General features: G+C 43.9%; 12 protein-coding genes. 7 read left to right on the forward strand and 5 right to left on the reverse strand.

The genetic code is table 11. From position 1 onward, the window contains the following. Positions 1-194: 194 nt before the first annotated feature. The 4 genes from BN3769_RS02670 (at position 195) to yidD (ending at position 7551) form a co-directional block, all read left to right on the forward strand. A complete protein-coding gene (locus BN3769_RS02670; protein ID WP_068467273.1) occupies positions 195-1787 on the forward strand; it encodes a protein kinase domain-containing protein in 1593 nt (530 codons plus the stop codon). A gap of 196 nt (positions 1788-1983) precedes the next feature. Continuing rightward, entirely contained in the window at positions 1984-6192 is a 4209-nt protein-coding gene (locus tag BN3769_RS02675) for a secretin N-terminal domain-containing protein (protein WP_068467275.1), read from the forward strand. Continuing rightward, complete coding sequence (locus tag BN3769_RS02680) at positions 6189-7166, forward strand: tetratricopeptide repeat protein (RefSeq protein WP_068467277.1); 978 nt, start codon at positions 6189-6191, stop codon at positions 7164-7166. Before BN3769_RS02675 ends, BN3769_RS02680 begins: the two co-directional genes overlap by 4 nt. Before the next feature lies 1 nt (position 7167). After that, positions 7168-7551 (forward strand): membrane protein insertion efficiency factor YidD, encoded by a 384-nt coding sequence (gene yidD, locus BN3769_RS02685; protein ID WP_068467280.1) that lies wholly within the window; start codon positions 7168-7170, stop codon positions 7549-7551. Positions 7552-7694: 143 nt separating this feature from the next. Here the strand turns inward: yidD and BN3769_RS02690 are convergent, their stop codons facing one another. Next, entirely contained in the window at positions 7695-9638 is a 1944-nt protein-coding gene (locus tag BN3769_RS02690; RefSeq protein ID WP_079989372.1) for a SulP family inorganic anion transporter, read from the reverse strand. Positions 9639-10268: 630 nt separating this feature from the next. Between BN3769_RS02690 and der the strand changes: the two genes are divergently transcribed. From der to BN3769_RS02705, 3 genes are read left to right on the forward strand one after another with little or no spacing between them, the layout of a single operon-like run. Further along, positions 10269-11756 (forward strand): ribosome biogenesis GTPase Der, encoded by a 1488-nt coding sequence (gene der / locus BN3769_RS02695; RefSeq protein ID WP_068467282.1) that lies wholly within the window; start codon positions 10269-10271, stop codon positions 11754-11756. A gap of 13 nt (positions 11757-11769) precedes the next feature. Beyond that, complete coding sequence (locus tag BN3769_RS02700; RefSeq protein ID WP_068467284.1) at positions 11770-12240, forward strand: hypothetical protein; 471 nt, start codon at positions 11770-11772, stop codon at positions 12238-12240. Beyond that, positions 12197-13336 (forward strand): hypothetical protein, encoded by a 1140-nt coding sequence (locus tag BN3769_RS02705; protein WP_079989373.1) that lies wholly within the window; start codon positions 12197-12199, stop codon positions 13334-13336. Before BN3769_RS02700 ends, BN3769_RS02705 begins: the two co-directional genes overlap by 44 nt. 71 nt (positions 13337-13407) lie before the next feature. Here the strand turns inward: BN3769_RS02705 and BN3769_RS02710 are convergent, their stop codons facing one another. The 4 genes from BN3769_RS02710 to ald form a co-directional block, all read right to left on the reverse strand. After that, positions 13408-15015 carry a protein kinase domain-containing protein gene (locus tag BN3769_RS02710; protein WP_068467289.1) on the reverse strand — a complete coding sequence of 536 codons (1608 nt, stop codon included), beginning with the start codon at positions 15013-15015 and terminating at the stop codon, positions 13408-13410. Between the two features lie 478 nt (positions 15016-15493). Beyond that, complete coding sequence (locus BN3769_RS02715; RefSeq protein ID WP_068467291.1) at positions 15494-19264, reverse strand: DEAD/DEAH box helicase; 3771 nt, start codon at positions 19262-19264, stop codon at positions 15494-15496. Positions 19265-19416: 152 nt separating this feature from the next. Then, entirely contained in the window at positions 19417-22185 is a 2769-nt protein-coding gene (locus tag BN3769_RS02720) for a hsp70 family protein (protein ID WP_068467492.1), read from the reverse strand. 221 nt (positions 22186-22406) lie between these two features. Continuing rightward, positions 22407-23519: an alanine dehydrogenase gene (ald, locus tag BN3769_RS02725; protein ID WP_068467293.1), complete on the reverse strand. Its 1113-nt coding sequence runs from the start codon at positions 23517-23519 to the stop codon at positions 22407-22409. Positions 23520-23555: the final 36 nt, after the last annotated feature.

Raw genomic sequence — 23555 nt, forward strand, 5'->3', positions numbered from 1 at the left:
AGAAAGAAAAATAGCCTCAAATATAGGGATGATGGGTTTAATAGCCCTCTAAGAGGATTTCTTAAAACTTAAATAGGCCATTAGCAGTTTTAAGAAATCCCCTAAGAAAATTTTAAGGGATCTTAGCGGTTTTTAGGACAGCTTCTTGAAGCTTTAAACGAGGTCCCATTGACAACTTCGGTGATTTCAAATTTATGGTTGAATCAGACTTTTCTAAACAAAAAACCCTTCCAACAGCTAATGAACAATCTTTTTCAACCAATAAAATTCCAGAAAAAATAGGGCCTTATAAAGTTGAAGCTCTCCTAGAAAAAGGCGGAATGAGCCTTTTATATTTAGCCACTCATCCGGAAACCAAAGATCCCATTACGATCAAGGTCCTTTTTCCTGAATTTGTTTCAAATCCGGAAATGGTTCAGCGCTTTTTAAGAGAAGCGGAGATTATTGCTTTGGCCGATCATCCCAATATCGTCAAGCTATACGGCCAAGGGGAATGGGAAGGCGGCTTATATATCGCCATGGAATTCATCCAAGGTATTTCTCTTCGGCAATATTTATTGCGCAATTTAATTTCCCTCAAGCATGCGTTGGAATTAGTAATGGAAATTTCAATGGCTTTATGCCATCTCCATGCGCATGGCGTCATTCATCGGGATTTAAAACCCGAAAATATTTTAGTCACAGAAACCGGCGGAATAAAGGTGATCGACTTCGGCATTGCCCAACTTCTGACGGACAACCATACGGATCCTCAATCTCAGCGGCGTTTGATCGGAACCCCCATCTACATGAGTCCTGAGCAAAGGAATAATCCCGAGTCTACTTCTTATCCATCCGATATCTATTCTTTAGGGATCATTACCTATGAGCTTGTCCTTGGCAAGCTAAGCCATGGCCAGATTCATTTATCCATTATGCCAAAGGGATTGCAAAAAATCTTAGTCAAGACCTTGCAGCAGCGTCCGGAAGATCGCTATCAAGACATTGTTGATTTTATGACAGATGTATCCGCCTATTTACACTCTCCCGCTCTTTTAAAGGAAAACAAAGAATTAGATCCTTTAAGCGATCTATCGGAAAGCCTGCGCCATGCCCAACATTCTTTAGTTCCTCAAAATCCCCCTCATTGGCCTAAAATGGAAATTGGGCTGGCTTCCTATAAAAGCTTGGGAACATCGAGCCTTTATTATGATTTCTTTGCCTTGCCCCAGCAAGCGTATGGGATTATCATAGGAGAACCCTCTATTAAAGGCGCTCCAGGAATTGTCTATGCATCAGTTCTAAGAGGAATGGTACGCGCCCTTTGCCAATTGACACAAAAACCGGAAGAAATGGCGGCTATTCTAAACGCATTGCTTCTCAATGACCCAATGAAACAGCATTTTGCCTTTAGCTATTTAATTCTATTGCCAAAAGAAAATATTTTCCGCTTTATCTCCTGCGAATGTGGCCATCTCTGGCATATTTCGGCAAATAGCCAAACGATTCAACCCATTCTTTCCCATAACAAATCACTAGGAATTGAAGGCCACATCAAATTTACTGAAGTTCAGCAACCTTGGCAAATAGGCGATACCCTCCTTTTTTATGCTTCTTTAAGCTCAAAGGCTTCGGATTCACCGGACCCTTTAATTTCTGAAGAGCAGTTGAGAGGCAGTTTAGAAGAAACCTCTTCCAACGCTCCCCAGAAGCAAGTAGATGCCATCTTGCGTAAAGCAAAAATTAAACTTAGCAGAATAGCAGACGAACGCTCTATTATCTTATTAAGTCTCCTGCGTAAAGATTAATAATCATTCGCTTCGGGATATTTATTACCGTAACAAGCTTAGACAGCTCCACTAAAAAAACAAGTTTCTTTTTTGTAATTGATAGACATGCATTTTTTGTGGAAATAAAAGTCCAGGTTTGGAATAAAACAAGACTCTATCCTTAGAAAAAGGAAATGGCCTTTCTTTCAAAAATGCGCAAGAAAATTGAAAACTCATGAAAAAAATTACACTCTCTCCTCAGTTTCTCCTTAAATGCTGGCTGCTATCAATGGCCTGTCGCTCCGTGGAAAGTCTTAGTGCTTTTGATGCGTCTTCCGAAGAACAATTTCCAAGGTCAATTGAGGACAATTGGTCTGCAACAGAATTCGAACAGAATTTGAACTCCTATTCTTACCAACCAGAATTTTACGATACGTCACATGAAGAATACAATCCTTACGGTTCTTCTTCCTTTGATCAAGCCTCTTATTCTTCTCAGAATTCCTCATTTGCTCCTTCTTATCCAAACAGCGGCAGCGAGAGCCTGCAAAGAGGATTCTATTATCAAGGAGATTCCTCTCCGTATTCCTATAGAGAAAATTCTTCCTATTCAAGCCCAACTCCTTCTTCTCAAGAAGACTACTACTCGGATTGGAGTCAAGAGCCTTCTTATAGCAACCAAGAAAATTCTCTTTATTATTCCGAACAGAATTTTTCGCAACCAAGCCTCCTCTCTCAAGATTCTCCTTTTATTTCTTGGCAAGACGGGTCAAATAATCAAGCGCCTGCTACTCAAGAAAGAGCGGAATCCTCTTATTTGAACAACGACAATGGAAGCCTGCAGACGAGCTCTTATTACCAAGGCTATTCGTCTTATTCGTCTCAAAGGGATACGCATTTAGAGCCTCTCTATTCAACACCAAATTCGTCTGTAGAGAATCAAAGCTCTTTTTACTCCAGCCAAGAAGAAAATTCTTCTTATGAGACACCCATTCCTCAAATTGAAACGCCCTTTTATCAAAACAATGAGAATCTGTCATTGAATGAAACATCCCTAAAGAGAGAGATGTTCCAAGACGAGCGCTCTTTGCCAGAGCCTGCTAGGGATAAGGTTTCAGAACAAGAGCCTGCTATCCCCCTTCAAAGCCCTTCAAATCAATTAAATAGCCATCCATCCAGCTCGGATATATCCAGCCAAGGGCAATCTTATCCATTTGAAGAAAAGCGCTTTGATTGGAATACAACTCAGACGGAACCGCCTGTTGAGCAGCAAAAAAAATGGATTACCCCTGTTCCCGTCACAACTGATTTTACTCATCCTGCTTCTCAAAGCGAGGTAAAGTCTTCCGAAGCAAATTCTTTAGATACGAAATTGACAGGCAAAGCAGGCGAAGAGGCCCAAATTAAATCCGCTTCCGAACTTAAAGACGATCAGAAGAGTGCGGAAGACCTCAAAACAGAAGAAAAGAAATTAAATTTAAATCAGGGAAAAGGGAATATTAAAATTATCAAAAAATCCCCTGCTCCTTCAACCGACAAAGTGCCCCTTCCGTCCGGTGATAAAGCGTTGAATATAGTGGGGAAGAAAACCATTACAGCGCCTGAAGTAGGCTTAGTCGACCCGATCCCTAGCTCTTCCTCTAAATCCATTATTGCTGAAACAGTTGTCGATAAGGGTTCTTTAAAGCAAGTCCCTCTTTCTGATAAGACTATTTTAGAGCCTAAGCAATCCTCCGGTTCAACAGTTGCTTCCAAGGCTTTAGATAAACAATCCCTTTCATTAGCGATAGAAAAAGAGGAAGAACAGAAAAGTGATTCGGTTGTCGCCCAAACAGCCCTTCCGGAAGCCCCTCTTTTACCCCCGCGGGCCCCGATTCCAGCTCCTGCCCACCCGGCTCGCGCTGCAGCCCGGCCAACAATTGTTACCCCAACCGATCCGGATCCCCATCCTGCAGACGCAGCTTCTCCGCAAGGACCAACGATTAATTTTAATAATGTGGCTATGATTGAATATATCCGTTTCATCAGCCGCATTTCAAACCGGAATTTTATTTTTGATGAAGAGGACCTGCAATTTAATGTAACGATTATTTCCGAAGAGCCCACTTCGATAGATAATTTGATGGCAGCTCTTTTGCAAGAATTGAGGATTCGCGATTTATTAATCATTGAGCAAGGCAATAACATTATCATTCACCGCAATCCTCGCATTCGAGCACCTGCTCGTATTGTTGTCGATGGCACAGAGCCTTCTTCTCCGAGAGATTCAGAACTTGTTACTCGCGTTTTCAGGCTCAATACGCTGGATCCCGGGAAGGCAAGTGAAATTATCAAGCCTTTGCTTTCAGACGATGCCTTAGTAGAAATTTTAAGGGATTCCAATAACCTTATCATTACCGATATTGCGGTCAACGTTAATAAGATTGCTCAGCTCATCGCCAGTCTGGATGCGCCTAATAGCGGAGTGACGGTAGGCCAATATGTGGTACGCAATGCCTTTGTCACCTCGTTAGTCGATCTGGCTGCCAAAATTTTGCAACCTATTGCGCAAGGCAATCCCTTTGTGCTTGTGCCGCATTCAGCAACCAATAGCATTTATATTGTTTCCAACCCTTTCATCGTAGAAAAAGCGCTTGCGATTTTGGAAAATCTCGATATCAATGAAGGGCGGACAAAAATTTTAAGCTTAGAAAAGCTGAGATTACAACAAGAGGCAGGTCCTGGAGGCGCTATGGCTCCCGGAACTTTGGGCGGAGGCGCCGGAGGAGCGGGAGGACCAGGAGCGGGTCCAGGCGGAGCAGGTCCTGGCGTAGGGCCGGGTGGACTGGGTGGACTGGGTGGTCCAGGCGGCCCTGGAGCAGGAGGTGTGCCCGGTGGGCCGGGAGGAGCCGGAATGATAGGAATTCCTAATGTTCCAGGAGGAGCAGGCGGAATTAATGTTCCTGGCACCCCAACTTACAATCCGGCCCTTCCCAGCAGTTATCCGATAGGTCCGACGACTCAAGCTCCCGGCACTCTTAACATACCAGGCTCGCCCACTTACAATCCGAGTCTTCCTCCTAGCCTTCCCTTAGGCCCTGGAGGAATTGGAGTAGAAGGCCGCCAAGCCCCGCCGAGCGCCATGTTCGAAGAGGGCCGCGAGTTCATACCAGGCGGAATTTCCGTCGCTCCGCGTTGGAATCAGGAACTGCCTGCCGGGCACATTGAGCGTACGCTGTTCTTCCTATATAAACTAAAGTATCGCCGTGGAGACCAAATTGAAATCGCCTTGAGGCGCATTGCTGACAGTTTGGCGGCAAGCGGAACGGCCAACGCCGATCTTGTAGCAGCCATTCTTAGCAGCCAATGGCTTGAAGCCTCCAATTCCTTAATTTTTACTGGAACGGTGAGCGCACTTGAAAGGATCAAAGAATTGATCTTGGAAATTGACACGCCTCTCAGGCAAGTGTTCATCGAAATGCTAATCTTGGATACGTCTATTCAAGACTCTTTAACCTATAGCGTTGACTGGGGACAGCGTTTCGGAGGAGGCAATACAGCGGGTGGCGAGGCTTTTGTCAGCGGAAACACAACTCTGGCAAGCAACCTGGATTCAGGAACAAATGCAGGAGCGGCAGCGACTACGGCGACTAATACCGCCCAAACCTTCACGGGGCCAACATCGACTGGATTATTCGGGGCCCAAGGATTCACTTTGGGCGTCATCGGCCGCCATCTGACTCACAATGGTTTGCATTTTAATACTATCGGCGCTTTGGTCCATGCCTTGCATACGGATACAAAAGTCAATATTATCATGAACCCTAAAATTGTGACTGAGGACAACAATACAGCCGAAGTATTTGTGGGTTCGACCGACCGCTATAAGACGCAGTCCATTGCAAATGATCTGGGAACAGTTATTACAAACAACTTCCAATTCATCGACGTGGGAACGACGCTACGCGTCACGCCTTTAATTGGAAATAACGATATCATTACGCTTGACATTATCGAGGAAGTGACCAATGACAGCGGAGCTGCCAATGCCACCTCAGCCAACGCCGCTGCGACAGATGTCAACCTCGTTCCCGTCCTTTCCAAAACGCGAACTACAACGAGAATTCACGTTCCAAATGGCTTCTTTGTCATTTTGAGCGGAATGATCTCGGGTACAGAATCGAGAACCCTTAACCAGATTCCTTGCCTGGGAGGGATTCCCTTGATTGGCGGCGTTTCCAAGCAGAAAGGAAATGCGGATAGCAAGCGCAATTTGATGATCTTCATCCGTCCTCTAATTGTTGATACAGAAGAAGATCTAGAAAACCTAACCAAACGCCAGCAGGACGTATTCCAAGAAAAGTGCAAGTTTAGAAGAAGCTGGAACTATGAAATCGATGAAGCTCTAGATTTCATGAGCATTAGACCAACAGATCCCGATGAAATTGGCTGTAGAATAAAATGACCTTGAAATTGGATCTTGGCAAGCGCTTCATTCATGTGCTCTTGATCGGTGGGCTGGCTTTTGCAGGAACAAGCTGCCAGCCCGTTCAAAGCAAAATGGATCCGGTAATTATCTACACCCCTCCTCCCCAACGCATCAGCGAGCTGCCCTCTGCTTTTTCTCCTTTATCCGAAGAAGAAAAACAGCAAGAATGGGCCCGAGAGCTGCTCATGGGAGATGCATTTGCCCGCGAATGGGATTTTTACCGTGCCATTACTTGCTATAAAAGAGCGCTTATCCTTATTCCTGATCAAGCGATAGAAAGGCGTTTGCAGCTGGACTATGACATGATCCTCTGCTACTACTTGGGACATAAGTATCAAGAAGCCATCAACATTTTTGAAGCAAGCGATCTGATTCAAGTCAATCCCCTTTTCCCTGCTTTTAACAATTTGCTGCTCATTCTTTACGAATGCTACCAGCAAACGCAGCAAGAGGAAAAAGCGGAGTGCATATGGGAAGTGATTAACAAATGCTCACCCGAAACGGCAATGGATCTATCCCTTTTCTGGCACCTTAAAAAAGGCCAAATTGAGGAAGCGCAGGCCGAGGTTTGCGGGCACCGCGATTTTCAAACCATGCAGCCGGACTTAGATCTCTATTATCAATATGCCAAATCTCCCACCAAGGCCAAATACTTAAATGCGATTCTACCGGGAGCTGGATATTATTATGTGGGACAGCGCAAAGCGGCCGTGACCTCTTTTATTATCAATGCCTTGTTCACAGCGGCCGCTTATCAATTCTTCCGGCATGGCTATCCGGCTGCCGGCCTGATTACTGCTAGTTTAGAAATGGGATGGTACTACGGAGGAATGAATGGAGCGCGCATTGAGGCGGAAGAATTCAATAATCGCCTTTATGAAGGTGTTTCTAAAAAGATTCTAACCGACCACCGCCTCTTTCCAGTTTTGATGTTTGAGACTAGCTTTTAATATGTTTAAAATGTTTTTGTTTGTTTTTTTTGGATTATTTATCTTTACGAATAGCTTACTGCTCGCCAATCCTTGGGGGAAAGACGCGGATCTGGCTCTTCCTCCGCCCGCCGCTTGTCAGCCTAGCTCCCCTTCATTGCTCGCTTATTTCGGAGAAAAAGCCATCCGCTTTCATCAAGACGTGATCTCCCCTGCAGATGGACCAAGAAGCCATTTTATTCCCAGCAGTTCACAATACACGCTGGAAGCCATGCGCAAATATGGCTTCTTCCAAGGTTATGTCATGGGGTGCGATCGGCTGATGAGGGAAAACAGTGAAGAATGGGTGTATCGAAAAATTCTCGATGAAAGAGGCCGCCTAACAAAATGGGATCCCGTCCCCTGATCTTCAAAAGCGGACTACAGCCTGCTCATTCCCATGAAAATCTTCTCATTTCCTTGCAGCGCATTCATTGCAACTAGGATTTGAGAAACGCCACACTCAGGTTAGGAAGGGATGGAAGACGATAATCTTGCTGCCGCCTTCCTTCATTTACCCTCCGCTAAGGCAGGCGTCAAATTCTCCTTTGGCGAAGAATGGGCGTCTTGAACGACAGGTAGAGCAGGAGTTAATGCAAGAGTAGGAGAAGCAGCCGCAGCCATTTCAGCTGCCTTGGCACCTTCTAAGCGCAATAATTCATGCGCCCTCATAAAAGCCTTTTGCACGGATAATTGTGGATGGCGTTCATCAAAAATAAATAAATTATTTTTTCCCATAATATCAATCATGCCTGAATCGCTCAGAACATCCCATATTTGATGGGTCAGGCCGCAACCGATTAAATGGCGTCCCGAGCTCTTTAAATAATTATAGAGCTGCTGAAGCGCTAAACAAGCCGTGGCATCGATATCTCTCGCATTCTTAAGCTGCAAAATGATCACGCGCGTTGTCGTATCATCTTCCGTAATTGACTTAAGAGCCGATTGAAAGAGATCGGCAGCGCCAAAAAAGAGTTCTCCCTCAACTTTGATAAAGCGAATTTTCCTTGGCTCATGCTGATGCAGATGGTCAATGCTATGCAAACTGCCTGATTCATCTACTGTGAATTCAACCAGCTGAGGGATGGCGGCTTTCTTCAAATAAAGGGAAATCGAGATGACCACACCAATATAGAACGCAATATCCAAGCTAAAAAAGATGCAAGATAAAATCGTTAAAACCAGGACAAAAGCATCGGATCGCGTGGCTTTTAGGCATAAGAAAAGCTGTTTAAAATTAACAATATTGCTAGCTGAAACAATTAGAAGGGCGGCAAAGGCAGTGACAGGGATATGCCGGATCAAAAATCCGAAAGCAAATAAAATGACAGCTACAAAGAGAGAATGAAAGATGGCAGCTAAACGCGTTTTGGCCCCATTTTCATAGCTAAGCGAACTACGCGATGGGCTTCCGGAGACGGGCATAGCGGCAATAAAAGAAGAAAAGAAATTTCCCATTCCAACGCCGAAAATTTCCTGATTAGTCGATAAGCGCTGTCCTGAGCTGGCTGCAATGGCTTTAGATGCGGATGTGGACTCCATGACACTAAGCAAGGCGACGGCAAAAGCCACGGGAAGCAAATTATTCATAATCCCCGTATTAAAATAAGGCCAGCTCCAATGAGGAAGCAATCCATCTCCTTTGGTATCCCCTACAACAGCAATGTTCTGAGAAAGCGCTTCAATCTTTTCCCAATCAAGAAATTGATAATCATGCGCCACAAAATAGTTGAAAAAATAACCGGTAAAATAGGCAATGACGGCGACAATTGCCAGCATAATCGCTCCGCTAGGCATCTTGCGATCAATCCGCCTTAATAAAATCAGTATTGAAAGGCATGTGACGCCAATCAAGGCCGTCGGCCAATCCGCCAAATTTAAGTGCATCAAAATATACGCGCTTCTTTCATACAAAGAAGAAACAGTCGAAGGCACTTGCATTCCCAAAAGAGGAAATGTTTGGTTGATGATCAAAGCCAGGGCCACCCCAGAAATATAGCCCACAATCACCGTATGGCTCACAAAATGAGTCAGACGCCCTAATTTAAAAAAAGCCGCTAAGATTTGAATAGCTCCCACCAGCAGCATCAATTGGGTCAAAATTTGCAAAACAAGCTCTTCCCTTTCTGGACCGGTTACATCGCGATAATAAGTAAATAAGATTGATGAAATCCCTCCTTGAATGAGAATGGCAATGGCATTACTCGGCCCTACAATTAAATGGCGGGAAGAGCCAAAAATAGCGACAATGATGGCAGAGAATATAGAGGCAAAAATTCCGCAAGAAACAGGCAGGCCGGCAACCAGCGCATAAGCCATTGCCTGAGGAACAGTTAACATAGATACGGAAAGGCCGGAGAGCATGTCCAAGCGAAAAGCTTCCCAAGAATACTTCTCAAAGTCTTTTTTAAAACAAGTTAACGAAATGTCGTCTTGATGAGCCGTATGTGACATAATAATGCAGATTTAAACAGTAAAACTTGGAATTAAGAAATAAATTCTGATAAGTTCATTATGAATATGAACGTATTTTTTTATATCCTACTTCTTGCAATAATTAAATAGCTAAAGGGATCGAAGTTCTAAGAGGATTTCTTAAAGTCATAATAACCTATATTTAAGATTATTTTCTCCCTTACGCGGATCCTGTCCCAGGAAAAAAGAACGCGAATCTAGATCATCAGCGGTTTTAATACGCCCTCTCAAAGTGAGCTCCATCCAATGAAAGGATGTGAAGAATTTAATAATATCATTAAATCTTTGCATTCAATTCTATAGATAAAAAAAAGCACTCGCGCTTGATTATAATTCTTTTAAGAATTATTTCTAAACAATAAATTAAAAAAACATATATTTTTAATCGTTTTTTATTTAAAATTTTCCATTCGGAAGAAAAATTTTTCGAGGGTGTTGGCAACTTTAGAGACTGCCGCCGAATTGCTAATTGTCTATATTCAAGATTACTTTAAGAATTTGAACTTTAGCCATTATGAATTCGACGATAGTCTATTAAATTATCTAAATTGCTAAGGCATATTAGAAAAACTGTAGACTTACCCTCCTGTCATAGAAAAAGGACTAGCCATGACGCATTTACCTAAATTAGCTATTGTCGGCAGACCCAACGTAGGCAAATCAGCTCTTTTTAACCGCATTTGTAAACAAAAAATTGCCATTGTAGATGAAGCGGAAGGAGTTACCCGCGATCGCCTTTATGCAGAGAGCGAATTATTTGGCTTTCACTTCCAAGTGATCGATACGGGAGGAATTAATTCTCGTTCCAAAGTTTTATTCAATGAGGAAATCAAACGGCAGGCAGAGATTGCCATTGAAGAAGCGGATACAATTATTCAAGTTGTCGATGCGCAGATAGGCATAACTGAACTAGATAAAGAAGTATCCAAAATTTTATTAAAAACGAATAAGCCTGTCTGCTTAGCAGTCAATAAAATTGATAACATGCAGCAGCTTCCTCTTATGCATCAATTCCACTCCTTAGGCATTAGCCGCTTGATCCCTGTTTCCGCTTCACAAGGATGGCAGATAGCGGAATTGCTCGAAGCAGCATTTGAGAATGTTCCTCATGAAACCGAGCCAGAACCTGATTCTTCTTCCATTAAGGTAGCCATTGTCGGCCGTCCGAATGTCGGCAAATCGTCATTAGTCAATTATTTGCTTGATGAAGAGCGCTGCATTGTCAGTCCCATTCCTGGTACAACTCGAGACAGCATCGATATTTCTTTTACTCAGGATGGCCATCTATATACTTTTATTGACACAGCAGGCATTCGGCGCAAAAAGGCCGAGCATGAGGTGGTGGATAAATTTGCAGCCATCCGAACAGAGCGGGCTATTGAAAGGGCGGATCTCTGCATCCTGATTTTAGATGTACAAGAGGGCATGACGGCGCAAGACAAAAAAATTGCCAATACGATTGAAGAAGCGGGTAAAGGCTGCATTATTTTGCTCAACAAATGGGATCTGGTTAAAGGTTTCCGCATGGAGCATTGTTTAAAAAGCATTGAGGAAGAAGTTCCTTTTCTCAAGCATTGCCCCAAAATTTTCACTTCGGCGAAAACCGGACGCAATGTCGATAAAATTTTCCCCCTTATCCAAGAAGTCTACCATAACTCTCTTAAGCGCATTACGACACACCAGCTTAATAAATTTATTGGATCCGCGCTTCAAAAAAATCATCCTCCTATGATCACAGGCAAACGCCTTCGCATTTATTATATGGCGCAAGTAGATGTCCAACCGCCCAAATTTATCTTGTTTGTCAATTATCCCGCTTTGATGACGGAAACGTATAAAAAGTACTTGTATAATCAATTTAGGGAAACGTATGCCTTTACGGGCGTTCCCATTTTGATGTATTTGAAAGGCAAAGAAAAGCGCGAAAAGCCTGCTGCCCGTTCAACAGATCCTGCCGATTTCGGACAGGAGCGAGAGCCAGAAGAAGAAGAAGGCTTTGCCTATACAGCTGAAGAGCACAGCGAGGATTATTCCGAAGATTCGGAAAGCGAAGATTATTTCTTTGAAAATGAAGAAGATTTAAGCGATAAGGAATAAGCGCATTCATCCAATGGCAGGGCTAGCAGAAAAAATTGCAAAAATTGAGGCGCTGATTGCACGGACCACTTCAGAAGGCGAGCGTCAAGCGGCTCAATTGGCAAAGCAGCGCCTTTTAGAGCGGCAGGATCAGCTTCCGGTAGAGTTTAAAATTTCTCATCAAAATATATGGAAAAAGAAGCTCTTTATGGCGCTTTGCCAAAAATATGGACTGGCGCCGTATCGCTATAAAGGCCAAAAACGGACAACGAGCATGGTCAAAACAAGCCCTTCTCTCATGGAAACCTATCTGTGGCCGGATTATCAAAAGCATGTGAAATTATTCGAAGGGCTCGTTGAGGAGGTGTTTGCCCACCTTCTAGCTAAGATCGAAGAAGAGGAAGAACGAAAAGAAGAAACAGAGCCCCGTCTATCAATTGATAAAAAGGAAAAGATAATTCATGCACGTTCAAATGATAGCCTCATGTCCCCAAGAAAATTATGAGCAAGCTCAATTCTTGTCTGTCGCTTATCCCCTATCTTCTACAGCCATAAAAGTAATGGAGCTTAATCCCAGTTTTATTTTAGGCCAATCCCACTTATTCCATTATAATTCCGCCAATCAATGCCTTACACTCTCCCCTCCCTTTCAAGAACTTTTAAGATTACTTGTCGAATTGAAAGAATTAAATCCAAATGTTTTAACAATTGAATCTCTTTATGAACTTAACACCATTCTCCAGCAGCCCCAAGGAGAGACTGGCGGCTTAATGCGCAAAGAGGGAACGGAAAGATGGCATTTGGAAGATAATTCCACTAAACGGCAACACCGCCAGGAATTAGAACAGCTGTTGGAACGATTGGGTTTTGTGCACCCTCTCTCTCTTGATCGTCAAATGATAGTCAATCATTGCTTACTCTTTGGAGCGCGGACAGAACGCATGGAGAAACGGATAAGAGAGACATTGCACTATTTAAGAAATACGCTTCAAGTGACCGATCACATTTTCTTGCTGGGATCTAATCGCGCACTGATTCCTGAAGAACTTGTGTACCTTAAAAGCAAGATGGAAAGATTGGAAGAGGCTGACAAAAGCTTTTGGAATGACGTTTTTAATGACTCAAAACAAGCGACTGAAGCCAACGCTTTTAGATGTTTATGGGAATGCTTAATTTGCCTAGAGCCACCAGAAATTCAAATGTCCCTAAGAGAAAAGGTCATTGGAATTAAATCAACACGAATCGGCTACTCTTATCGCGACAGCTGCGGCCATCGCGCCACTGCGGAAACAACTGTCGAGGACTGGATGTCTTTCTATAAAGAGAACGAGCCTCAGGCTATTTTCGCCCTCGCCGAGCAACCCTATATACGCTTGACCGATCAATTGCGCTTTACAGTTCTATCGAAAGGAAAAAAAGCCTCTAGGGAAGAGCTCGTCACTCGAATTAAGAATGCGACCTTTTATTTTGCTTCCCCGGTTCCCGATTCTCACCCTCTGCTGAGTGTCAGATTCGATGAGATCGCCCGCCATGTCTATCATGCGGTTAATTGCTTAAAATACCTGGAAAGTTTAGGAGAAGCGCCCCTTACTTCTAACTAAGTAAGCCACACGAGTGACGCATGGGCAGTAGCCGCGGGTATAGGCGTAGCCGAACCCCAGGGCTATTTTCCTTAATCTTCGTTAAATATGCTCGTTTCCCGATAAATTGATCCCTTTTCCTCTAAGTCTGCTAGCTTGCGCTCAAAAAATTTGACCACTTGATCCGCTGAAGGCCGTAAATCTTGAGAAAGACTCAACATACTTAAAATCATGTGCTTTACTTCGCCATCTGCAATTTCCTCTTCTAGAGCCTTCCAAGTTTCCGGCTGCTGCTTCCACGCCAAGCAAGCCGCGTGCTTTCCATTATGGGCATAGCCAATAGCGGCTGTAAAATCTTTTTCCCCTGCAAAATCCTGGAAGAGAGCTTCCAAATCCTGCATGGAATAGTTTAGCAGAATCTGAAAGGCGATTAAGCCTAACTGATAAACATCCGAAGCTGGTGAGAAAGTATTTTTCCATCCTTGGATCTGGTGCCAAGACGGATCCATATATAGAACGTGCGGAGAGCACATGGCATGTCTATTTTGAAGATCCATTAGAGAGCTGTGGCCAAAGTCCGTGATTTTTACCTTTACAATGTCTTGGATTGGATAAGTCATCACATATAGAACGTTATCCGGTTTGATATCCCGATGGATAACGCCTACAGCATGCAGCTGAGCAACTCCTTTAGCGATCCCGCAAATAAGCGTTAACCGATTCTCTTCGGTCAACATAATAGCGGATTGAGATCCAATTAACTCGTTGATATTCCCGTTAAATAGCTCGGCAAAACTGCCTTCATAGCTCTGCCTTAAAAAATCGCACTTTGGAGCCGACCTGTCTACGCTTTCTCCCTCCAGTTCGGTATGGCCTGTTCTATAATAAAAGCGAAACTCCTCATCAGAAAGATTAACATGCGATAAATTCTTGCTTAGGCTTTGATACTTAAGATAAGCGAGAATCTTTGCTTCATTTGTACTTGGATTCTCTAACTGATTTGTATCTACAGAATTGGTTTGAACGCCCTTAACCTGCTGCTTTAACGGTTTTTTCGAAAGAGAGACAGCCCTGGACGGCGGCAACTTAGACAAAAAATGATAATTGACGGCGACTTCTTGAACCGCATAAGTGCACTTAAATCCCCCCTCGCCTACTAGTTGCTGACTATAATAGGCTCGTCCATTAGGAGAAAAAAGCAAAAAAGAGCTGCCCTTCTGATTTAAAGGAAGAAGATGATAGCGTCGGGACTTCTCCGCTTCCAACCACAATCTCCGATAAAGAGAATCTCCCGTCTTTTCTTGTCCTTCACTTGTTTGATCTGACAAGAATAATGCCCTTGTTGCTAAAGAAGAAGATAAATCAAAACTCTCATCGTCATATCCCATATAAACGGATGCTGATCTAGAGGCATTTTCACAATTTCCGTCACTTGCGCGTTGTGAAGCCGATTTTTCTACCATCCAAGAAATCTGCCGATCCCCTTCAAAAGCCATCTCTTCATCCCTAAGCGAACTCGATTCTTGAGAAGAGGCTAAAATAGAGCGGGCAAACTTAACCATTGTTTGATCCAATCCATCTTCGTAATCCGACATTTGAGCTAACTCTTCGTCGTAATCTGAATGGGAAGAATTCTCCACTAAATGCGGAGGGATAAATGGATTCTGAGATGAAAAAGAAAAAAATTGAATATCATTCATATGGCAACTAAACTTATTAAAGTTAAAATTTAAAGATAAACACAAATTAAAATAATAAGAATATTTAGTTAAAATAAAATAAAGAAAATAAAAAGAAACAAACAAATATATTTCAAATTAAACAAATTAACTAAAATAATTTAATTTAGATGGAGGTTATTAATTAGGAAAGAGAAGGAAATATTGAAGAGCAGATAGTCTGGAAGTTATTTTGATAACCTGAATTTGGAGGTTATTAGCTTTACCCTTTTACATCCTTGATTCTTATTGCCAGCAGCTTTTTCACTCTTTGAAAGGTATGCTTCATATAAAAGGATGACACATCAAGTGATCCAGCTCAATGGCAGTTATACACCATCCGATAATTGAGTCAACTTGGATGCCAATGCAAAGGAGGGTTTAGCGGCTTAGAGGATTTCTTAAAACCGCTAATGACCTAGAGATTCGAGTTCTTTTCCCTTAGCGAGAAGTGGGCTTATCAATCGATATCCGATACGGTTGGATGCTCTTCTTCCGTTTCTGTCAATTCGAGCAAATCTAAAAGCTCTGCTCTTGTAAACTTCTTAAGCGTATTTTGGTCGTCGACTCCAACGACATCTTCCATTAATTGGCCTTTGCGGGCAATCATGGCATCGATTTTTTCTTCGAATGTCGATTTAGTCACGAGTTTAAAGACCTGTACGCCGCGAACTTGCCCGATGCGGTGAACGCGGTCGGTCGCTTGATTTTCACGCGCTGCATTCCACCAGCGATCATAGTGAATGACAACAGATCCGGCAGTTAAGTCCACGCCCAATCCTGCGGCCTGCAAGGAGCCGACAAAGACCTCGCATTCCGGATCCTGGTTAAAGCGTTGCAATTGCTCCTTGCGGTGCTGTGTCGCTCCTCTTAAAGCCGCAAAGCCAATTCCTTGATCGCTCAAATAGTGTTCTATAATATCTAACATGCCTAAATATTGAGAAAAAATGACGACTTTCTGTCGGCTTTCTCTGGCTTCGCGCAAGAGCTCCAAGAACAACTCCCATTTGCCCGATGTATATTTTGCATAATCCTCAGGCTTCTTAAAATACACAGCTGGATGATCGCAGATTTGCTTCAAGCTGGAAAGGAGGGCAAATATATGTAAATAAGGAATGGATGTCTGCTCGTTTTTCAGTTCTTCGACCAAATGCCGCCGTCTCTGTTCCAGTACTTCGGAGTAGAGCTGGTGCTGATAAGGGGAAAGATCGCAATAAGCAATTTCTTCTATCTTTTCCGGCAGGTCTGTCAATACATCTTCTTTTTTTCGTCTAAGTGTAAAGGGCTTGATCAAGCGATTGAGCAGATCTTTCCGATGGGGATTATGCTCCTTCTCGATTGGTTTAATGAAGAAGTCGCGGTAGTCCGTCTCATTTGGCATATAAGAAGGCAGAACAATATCGAAAAGGGATTTCAACTCGCGCAAATGATTCTCAATGGGCGTACCGGTCAAGCCTAGCTTCATTTTAGCCTTTACGCCTCTCAGCGCTGCATAGACTTGGCTGAATTGGTTTTTGGCTACTTGGATCTCGTCAAAGATGGCCACTTCGAATGAGACCTTGGACAGCAGCTCCTTCTCATTGCGCAAAATGCCATAAGAGGTCAAAAGGACATCGTATTGCTGATGAAATTCTTCCAGGCTGCGCTTGGTCCCATAAAAGGTGCAAACGCGCAGCTTGGGCAAGAAATGATGGAGCTTTTCCTGCCAATGATAAATCACCGAGGTCGGGCAAACGACTAAGAAATGGTGCTGGCTGCCTTCTGCATAAGATTGAAAGAGATTAGAAACGCTGGCCACAAGCGCCATTGCTTGGTGCGTTTTACCCAATCCCATGTCATCGCATAGTAATCCGGACAATTGCTGGGAATACAAAAACCACAGCCAATGGACGCCCAATTCTTGATAAGGCCGTAAATGACTGACTAAGCCGCCGATATCAGGGACTTCGGGCGTATGCAATTGAGTCAATTCATCAAAATACTCCTGGCTCTTTCGATGCCTTAGTTCTTCCCCTTTCGTCAGATAAACAGAGTCAAACGCATTTAAGCGCATAAACTCCAAAGCCGATAGCAAAATCGCATTTTTCTCTTTGTCAAAGCGGTCTTTGCCAAGACGCCTAATCCAGTCAAAGCGTTTGCTGTGCAAATCAAGGAGTCCCGCCTCAAAGAAGGCAAAGTGCTGTCGTTTTTTATTGAGCGCTTGGCGCAAAGCGAAGAGGGAAATTTGGCCGGCTTCTGTTTGATAGAATAAGTTGAACCAATACCATCCCCTTCCTTTATCTTTTGCTTGTTCAATTCCCTCTGTCATTAAGGTGAGACTTTGCGGACGGACTAAGCGCGGATCCAGATAAGTGATATATTTTTTAATTTCATTGATTTCGTAGCTTAAAAAAAGATCTAATTCTTCCCCTTCCACCTCGGTTGGATAGCGATATTTTTCTGGAAGGCGAAGCTCTATAGGCAACTCATGAAATCCTTCTCCTTCTAAGTAAACAAAATCATCGAACAATCGTACATCCTGCCCGGCATACTCGGAAAGCACATCATAGTGAGGAAAAATCTGGATTAAATGCTTATCTGCCAATTCAACGCGAAGTCCTGTTTGTGCAATTGGGCATTTTTCCGTAAAAAACTGGGGGATCAAAGCCAATTCATCCCGGTTCATGCGGATAAATAAGGGAATTTGTTCGGCACTAAGAGAGACGCCCGGTTTTAAAAGATGGCCAAACGATCCGGCTGCCTTAGCATAAAATCCATATCCTTCCAGATAAACCCATGCTCCAAAGTCTTGCATGCGCGCCTGTTCTTTAGCCTTGGCGAGCGTGCGAGAAAATGTTAACCGATTATTTTCGCTGATATGATAGGTCAATTGATATTCAATACTTCTCACATGCGTATGGAAGCCTTCTTGCGCATTCAACCACGCCCGATTTTGGGTTACAAAGTCCGCCACTTGATAAATGGGCACGATCATTTCGGCCTCATCAAATCGCTTTCCTTCAATTGGATAAAATCCATCTCCGTCCAAATAAGCCCAGTCACCGATAAGCTGTGAGTGATCGGCGCTGAGATCCCCCTCTTCAAACAAGTAAGCCTGAACATGCAAATTCCAATAAGAATCAAAGGCAAGCTTATAAGACAGCATCTGGGGATTGCGATGAATCGTGCAATCATCTAAAAGCGTTGCGATAAAGCGGCCATGTTCCGTCAAGGCTATAGACAGATCTTCACCTGCCAAATCAGGCGTCTGAAGAAGGATGTGCGGTTCATCCGTATAAAATCCTTCTTCTGGAACAAAGGTCCAGCCTTCTATTTGAATTTCCCCTTCCTCCTCCTTCTTTTTCTTTCTCGCTTTAGGCGTCTTTTCAGGGGGCGCGGATTCAATGTGCAAGACGCCTTCTGCGCGATCGTAATAAATGCGTTCAATGCCTTGATTGTAAGTATTGCGGATGGCAAGAGGACCCTTAACTGTTTTAAGGGATGGAATAATAAGCGGAAGATTTGCTTCCGATAAATAAAATCCAATATGGACATCTTCAAAGTCAATTTGAATCCAATTAGGCAGCTTCCTTTTCGAGTACTGGAAGGAAATCTGATAAGGCTGCTGCTCCTCTTGCAAGCGCATCAGCCACTTGGCAAGATCGCTCCAATAAGAAAGATCGTAGCGCAATTGAGGATTGGGACGCCCTTCACGCCATAGCAAAATGTCTTCTGCCGATAAATTAGAAAATTTCAACGATGTCTCTTCAGTCTCTTGAGAGCGGCGGCAAAGCAGCTTGCTTAAAAATTCAATAGCAGTTGGAGTGCAAGCTTTTACAGAGAAGACGATCTTGTCCAAGTTTGTTTGAAAAACATAATGACCGGGCCCTAAATTGAGCAGGATGGACGAGTCGTCACCCAAGCGGTCTTCATATAAGCGGCAAAGATGATCCCACAAAGAGCGGGCAAAGCGCTGATGGAGCGGAAGCGAATAGTTATCAAATAAACTTAAATAGGCAACGGCCTGATGCAGGCATCTTTCATGCCCCTCTTCGCAAGAACAGAAAATATCCTTGATCTGCCCGCTTCCTTCTAATTGCAAGAAAACCCAATAATTTTTATGGCTATGCAAGTCTTGCACTAATACCTGATAGGTAGGGCCGGAAAACTCAATATCCTTAACGAGCTTTTGTGCTAGGGATTTTTGGGCGTCTTGGCGATAGGCTTTTAAATAAGAAGGCAGTTGTATCATAAATTTTCAATTGAACCGTTGGCAAACTTGCTTTTAGAAGGCATATTAAACCGCTAATGACCTATCAAATTCTTTCCCTAGAAGAAAAATAACCTCAAATATAGGTCATTATGGGTTTTAATACACCCTCTTAGAGGGTGTATTAAAAATTCTTAAACTAATTCCAGAATTAATCCAGGCGGCAAGCGGTCGCCAAAGACTTGTTCTTGTTCAGCAGGCGTCAAGATTCGATCTTTCAGCCGATTTTGAAATCCTTCCTGCGGAAATTTTTCAATGATTTGGTTGATTAAAGCATCGGGCAAGTTAAGCTCCCGATGATCTGTCTTACGCGCTAGCTGCTCTAAAGCAAAGAAGTAGGATTCCCCTTCTTGAGAAGGGGCTTTAAGAAGTTGCTCTACCCATTTTGCACACATGTCTTTTGGCACAACCTGCCCAACAGATCCATAAGCCAAATGCCTGGCTCCGATACGGCCAAGTGCCCATAAATCATAGCTATCGGCTTCTTGTTGAGCAATTTTAGAAAGCAAAGCCTCTCCCAGCCGAATTTTCAAAGGCAAGTCAATCCTTTCCAATGCGGCCAACGCTCGGATTTTCTCCGAATAAGCATAGGAATCCCCTTTTCTTCCGCCCTCAAGCTTTCCCGTTCTCTTATCAAATAAAGAAGCTGTCAATTCGCTGGCGATTTGCACCTGCTGTCCTTTACTTAGGCCGCCTGCAATTCGGCGAAAACAAATCCAATTTTGAATCTGACATTCTTGACTTTTAGCACTCTTCAAGTCCCCTAAAATAATTTTCCACATCTCTTTAATGCGAAAGTCATCTAAAGGAAAGCCGAATCCAGGCCGCAAAAAGAAACCGGCAAGATTCCACCAACGCGCCTCGTGCTCCGGCGTCATTTTTCTTTGAGGCGCGCATTTTAATAAAGATTCCCATAATTCCCTTAGCACACTCGGTGCCCAATCCCGTCTGGTCATTCCGATGCTTTCTTCCAACTTGTCCATAATTTGGTTGGGCTTAATGGGGGGAGAGGGTTGAAACAGCGATTCCACTGTCTGTCTAGCCTCTTGCAAGTATCCTTTCTCAAAAGTCTCATCTTGTTGCTTAGCGCGCGTATTATTCATCAGATTATGGTCTTGTCCGGAAGCCGATCTCAACTGAAACTCTAGATTCCAACGGTGATCGGTCTTCTGCGACTCTACCCATAATTCCAGTGTTCCCACCGCCGTTAGCCGAATTCCTAAACGAACAGGGATCGTTTGTTGTTCTTCCTGATCAGTTTGTTTGCGGCCAAAGCGTAGAATGGTCTGAATAGGAGGAAGCCTCTGCATCTCTTCTTCTTGGATCTCTATTATTTCTCCTTCTCGATCAAACAAACGCACATGGGAAGTCAATAAATGGAAAGCAACAGGCCTATTAGGGCGCAGGGAAAAAATTTGATCGGGCTGAAAGTGATGCCCTTCTTCTGCACCTCTAGGCAGCAAAGTTAAAGCTTTTCTGACCAGCCCCCCCTCGGCATTTTTGATATCCATTTCCAAATAGTAAGAGCGCGGCAGCCCTCCGCCTATCGAAATTCCCATTCCGCGGCGGACCTTTCCATAATAAGCCGCTCCGCGTGCGACTGCTAAATCCAAGCTAGCTGAATCCAGTTGCTTGAGGGTTGATTGCGGAAACCAAGCCACCAGAGCTTGCACAATCGCCTGCTGGAAAGGCTCTGGTTTCATCGTTCCGCCATTGAACAAAAGGTAATGGATTGCCTTTCCGGGTTCTAAATAACGGGCCTGCTGCAAAAAGTGGGCGAGGTGCTTGACAATGGAAGGCTCATCTTCATAGGGGAGGCCTACCGTCCTAAATCCCCGGCTTTTTTTGAGCTGCAAAGCTTCCGATAGCGGATAATGGCCAAAGAATCCCTGTACGAGCAAGTTCTCTAATTCCTGTCTTTGAATAGCTGTCGCCAAGCTGCCTTTAATGACGGAAGATCCCGTTCCTTGTAGAACAATCGAATAAGAGTCGTGAAGCTGAACATGAGGTTGAAGGAGATGCTCCTTGGCTGCACGCGCTTCGGCCTGCAATTGAAGCCATTGAGTTGATTCAAGACCCGGATAGCCCTGCTGCAGCTTGTTTTCCAGATAATGCGCCAAAGCAACGTCCATATTATCGCCGCCCAAAAGAAGATGATCTCCAACAGCCATACGCTGAAAACCCAGCTGACCGTTCTTCTCTTGCACTTCGATGAGACTGAAGTCTGTCGTTCCTCCTCCTATATCGCAAACCAGAATGCTTTCGCCTGCCTTAAATTGCTGCTCCCAATTTTTCTCATGCTGGGAAATCCAGCTATAGAAAGCCGCCTGAGGCTCTTCCAATAAAGTCACATGCGTAAGGCCGGCCAGGCGCGCCGCTTCAATTGTAAGCGTACGAGCCACTTCATCAAAAGAAGCGGGAACCGTCAGAAGAATGTCTTGCTCCTCAAATTCTGTTCCGGCCTCCTTGGCAATCGTTGCATTCCACGCTTCCTTTAAATGAGATAAATAGCGGGATGAAGCCTCCACAGGACTTAACCGTTGGGAAAGGTCAGCCGCTTCAACCGGTAAAATCTTATCACGTCGATTAGCCGCCACATTGCATAACCAGCTTTTTGCCGACTGAACCAACCGCGTCGGCACACGCGCTCCTTGTATTTTGGCCAGCTGGCCAACAAAAAAAGCCGTCTCTTCTTTCCAAGGTAAGCGCAATGAACCCGCCGGCCATTCCCCTTCTGCCGCTAAATAGCAAAAGGAAGGCAGCGAGGACAATGCATCGACTTTGCCCAAGGCAGTCAATTGAGGAATGGAAAAAAATTGCAACGGCCAATGAGCCGATTCCGTATCGATAAAGGCAACCGAGCTATTGGTTGTTCCCAAATCTATGCCAATAATATAACGCATATGATCCATTTCATTTTTGAGCTGGAGAAACGAAGCTGCTTTATAAAATTGAATTGAGCTTCAAATAGCGGCCATTTTTCTCAAAATGCTGATAAAATCAAACAAACAAACTTCTTTTATTTTAATCTAAACCTGAAAAAAATTTGAAGATAAGCCCATGTTAACAGGGCTTATCTTCTTAATCAATTACCTGAAGAAAGTATTCTAGTAGATAGGCGAGTTTAAGCCAATAAACTCTCGGCGGGAACGTAAGAATAGCCCAAATCATGTGCAACTGATTCATTTGTCACGTGACCATAGCAAACATTTAATCCGTGACGCAAGCCCACATGGTCGAGCAGCGCTTTTTTCCACCCTTTATTGGCAATCATTAACGCATAATCGCTAGTCGCATTCGTTAACGCTTGCGTAGATGTTCTTGCGCATGCCCCCGGCATATTGGTCACACAGTAATGGAGCACGCCATCGACAACATAAGTCGGATCCCCATGCGTCGTCGGCTTAGAAGTCTCTGCGCATCCTCCCTGATCAATGGCAACATCCACAATCACAGATCCAGGCGCCATTTTTTGAATCATTTGCCGTGTAATCAAGCGCGGTGCCGTTTTGCCAGGAATAAGCACTGCACCGATAACCAAATCCGCCCGTGCCACAGCTTCCTCTATCGCTAGAGGAGAAGAATATAATGTTTTTAAGGCGGGACCAAACAAAGCATCCAATGCACGCAACCGCGTAAGATCCCTATCTAAAATAGTCACGTCTGCTCCCAACCCCAACGCCATGCGGGCAGCCTCTGTTCCAACCACTCCTCCACCAATGACGACCACGCGCGCAGGCGAAACGCCTGGAACGCCTCCTAATAGCACTCCCCTTCCGCCATGATTGAGCTGCAAACTGGTCGCGCCAACTTGAATGGCTATGCGACCTGCAATTTCACTCATGGGAACCAACAGAGGAAGACGGCCATGGCTATCTAACACGGTTTCATAGGCAATTGCCACGACTTTTCTTTCGATAAGATGCTTAGTTTGAACAGGATCTGGCGCAAGATGTAAATAACAAAATAAAATTTGCCCTTCTTTCAGGAGGGGAAATTCCGAGGCCTGGGGCTCTTTCACTTTGATGATCATCTCTGCATTATAAATGTCTTCTGCCGATTGCACAATTTTGGCCCCTGCAGCAGCAAACATCCCATCATTATAGCCAATTTTATCGCCTGCATGTGTCTGTACAAGGATTTGATGGCCAGCTTCCACCAATAAGCGAACCATACCGGGAGTTGCTCCTACACGGTATTCGTGATTTTTAATTTCTTTTGGAATGCCAATAATCATAACGACCTCAGTGAGTTATTAATAGACAAACGAATG

The organism is Candidatus Protochlamydia phocaeensis (assembly GCF_001545115.1).
Classification (GTDB): domain Bacteria; phylum Chlamydiota; class Chlamydiia; order Chlamydiales; family Parachlamydiaceae; genus Protochlamydia_A; species Protochlamydia_A phocaeensis.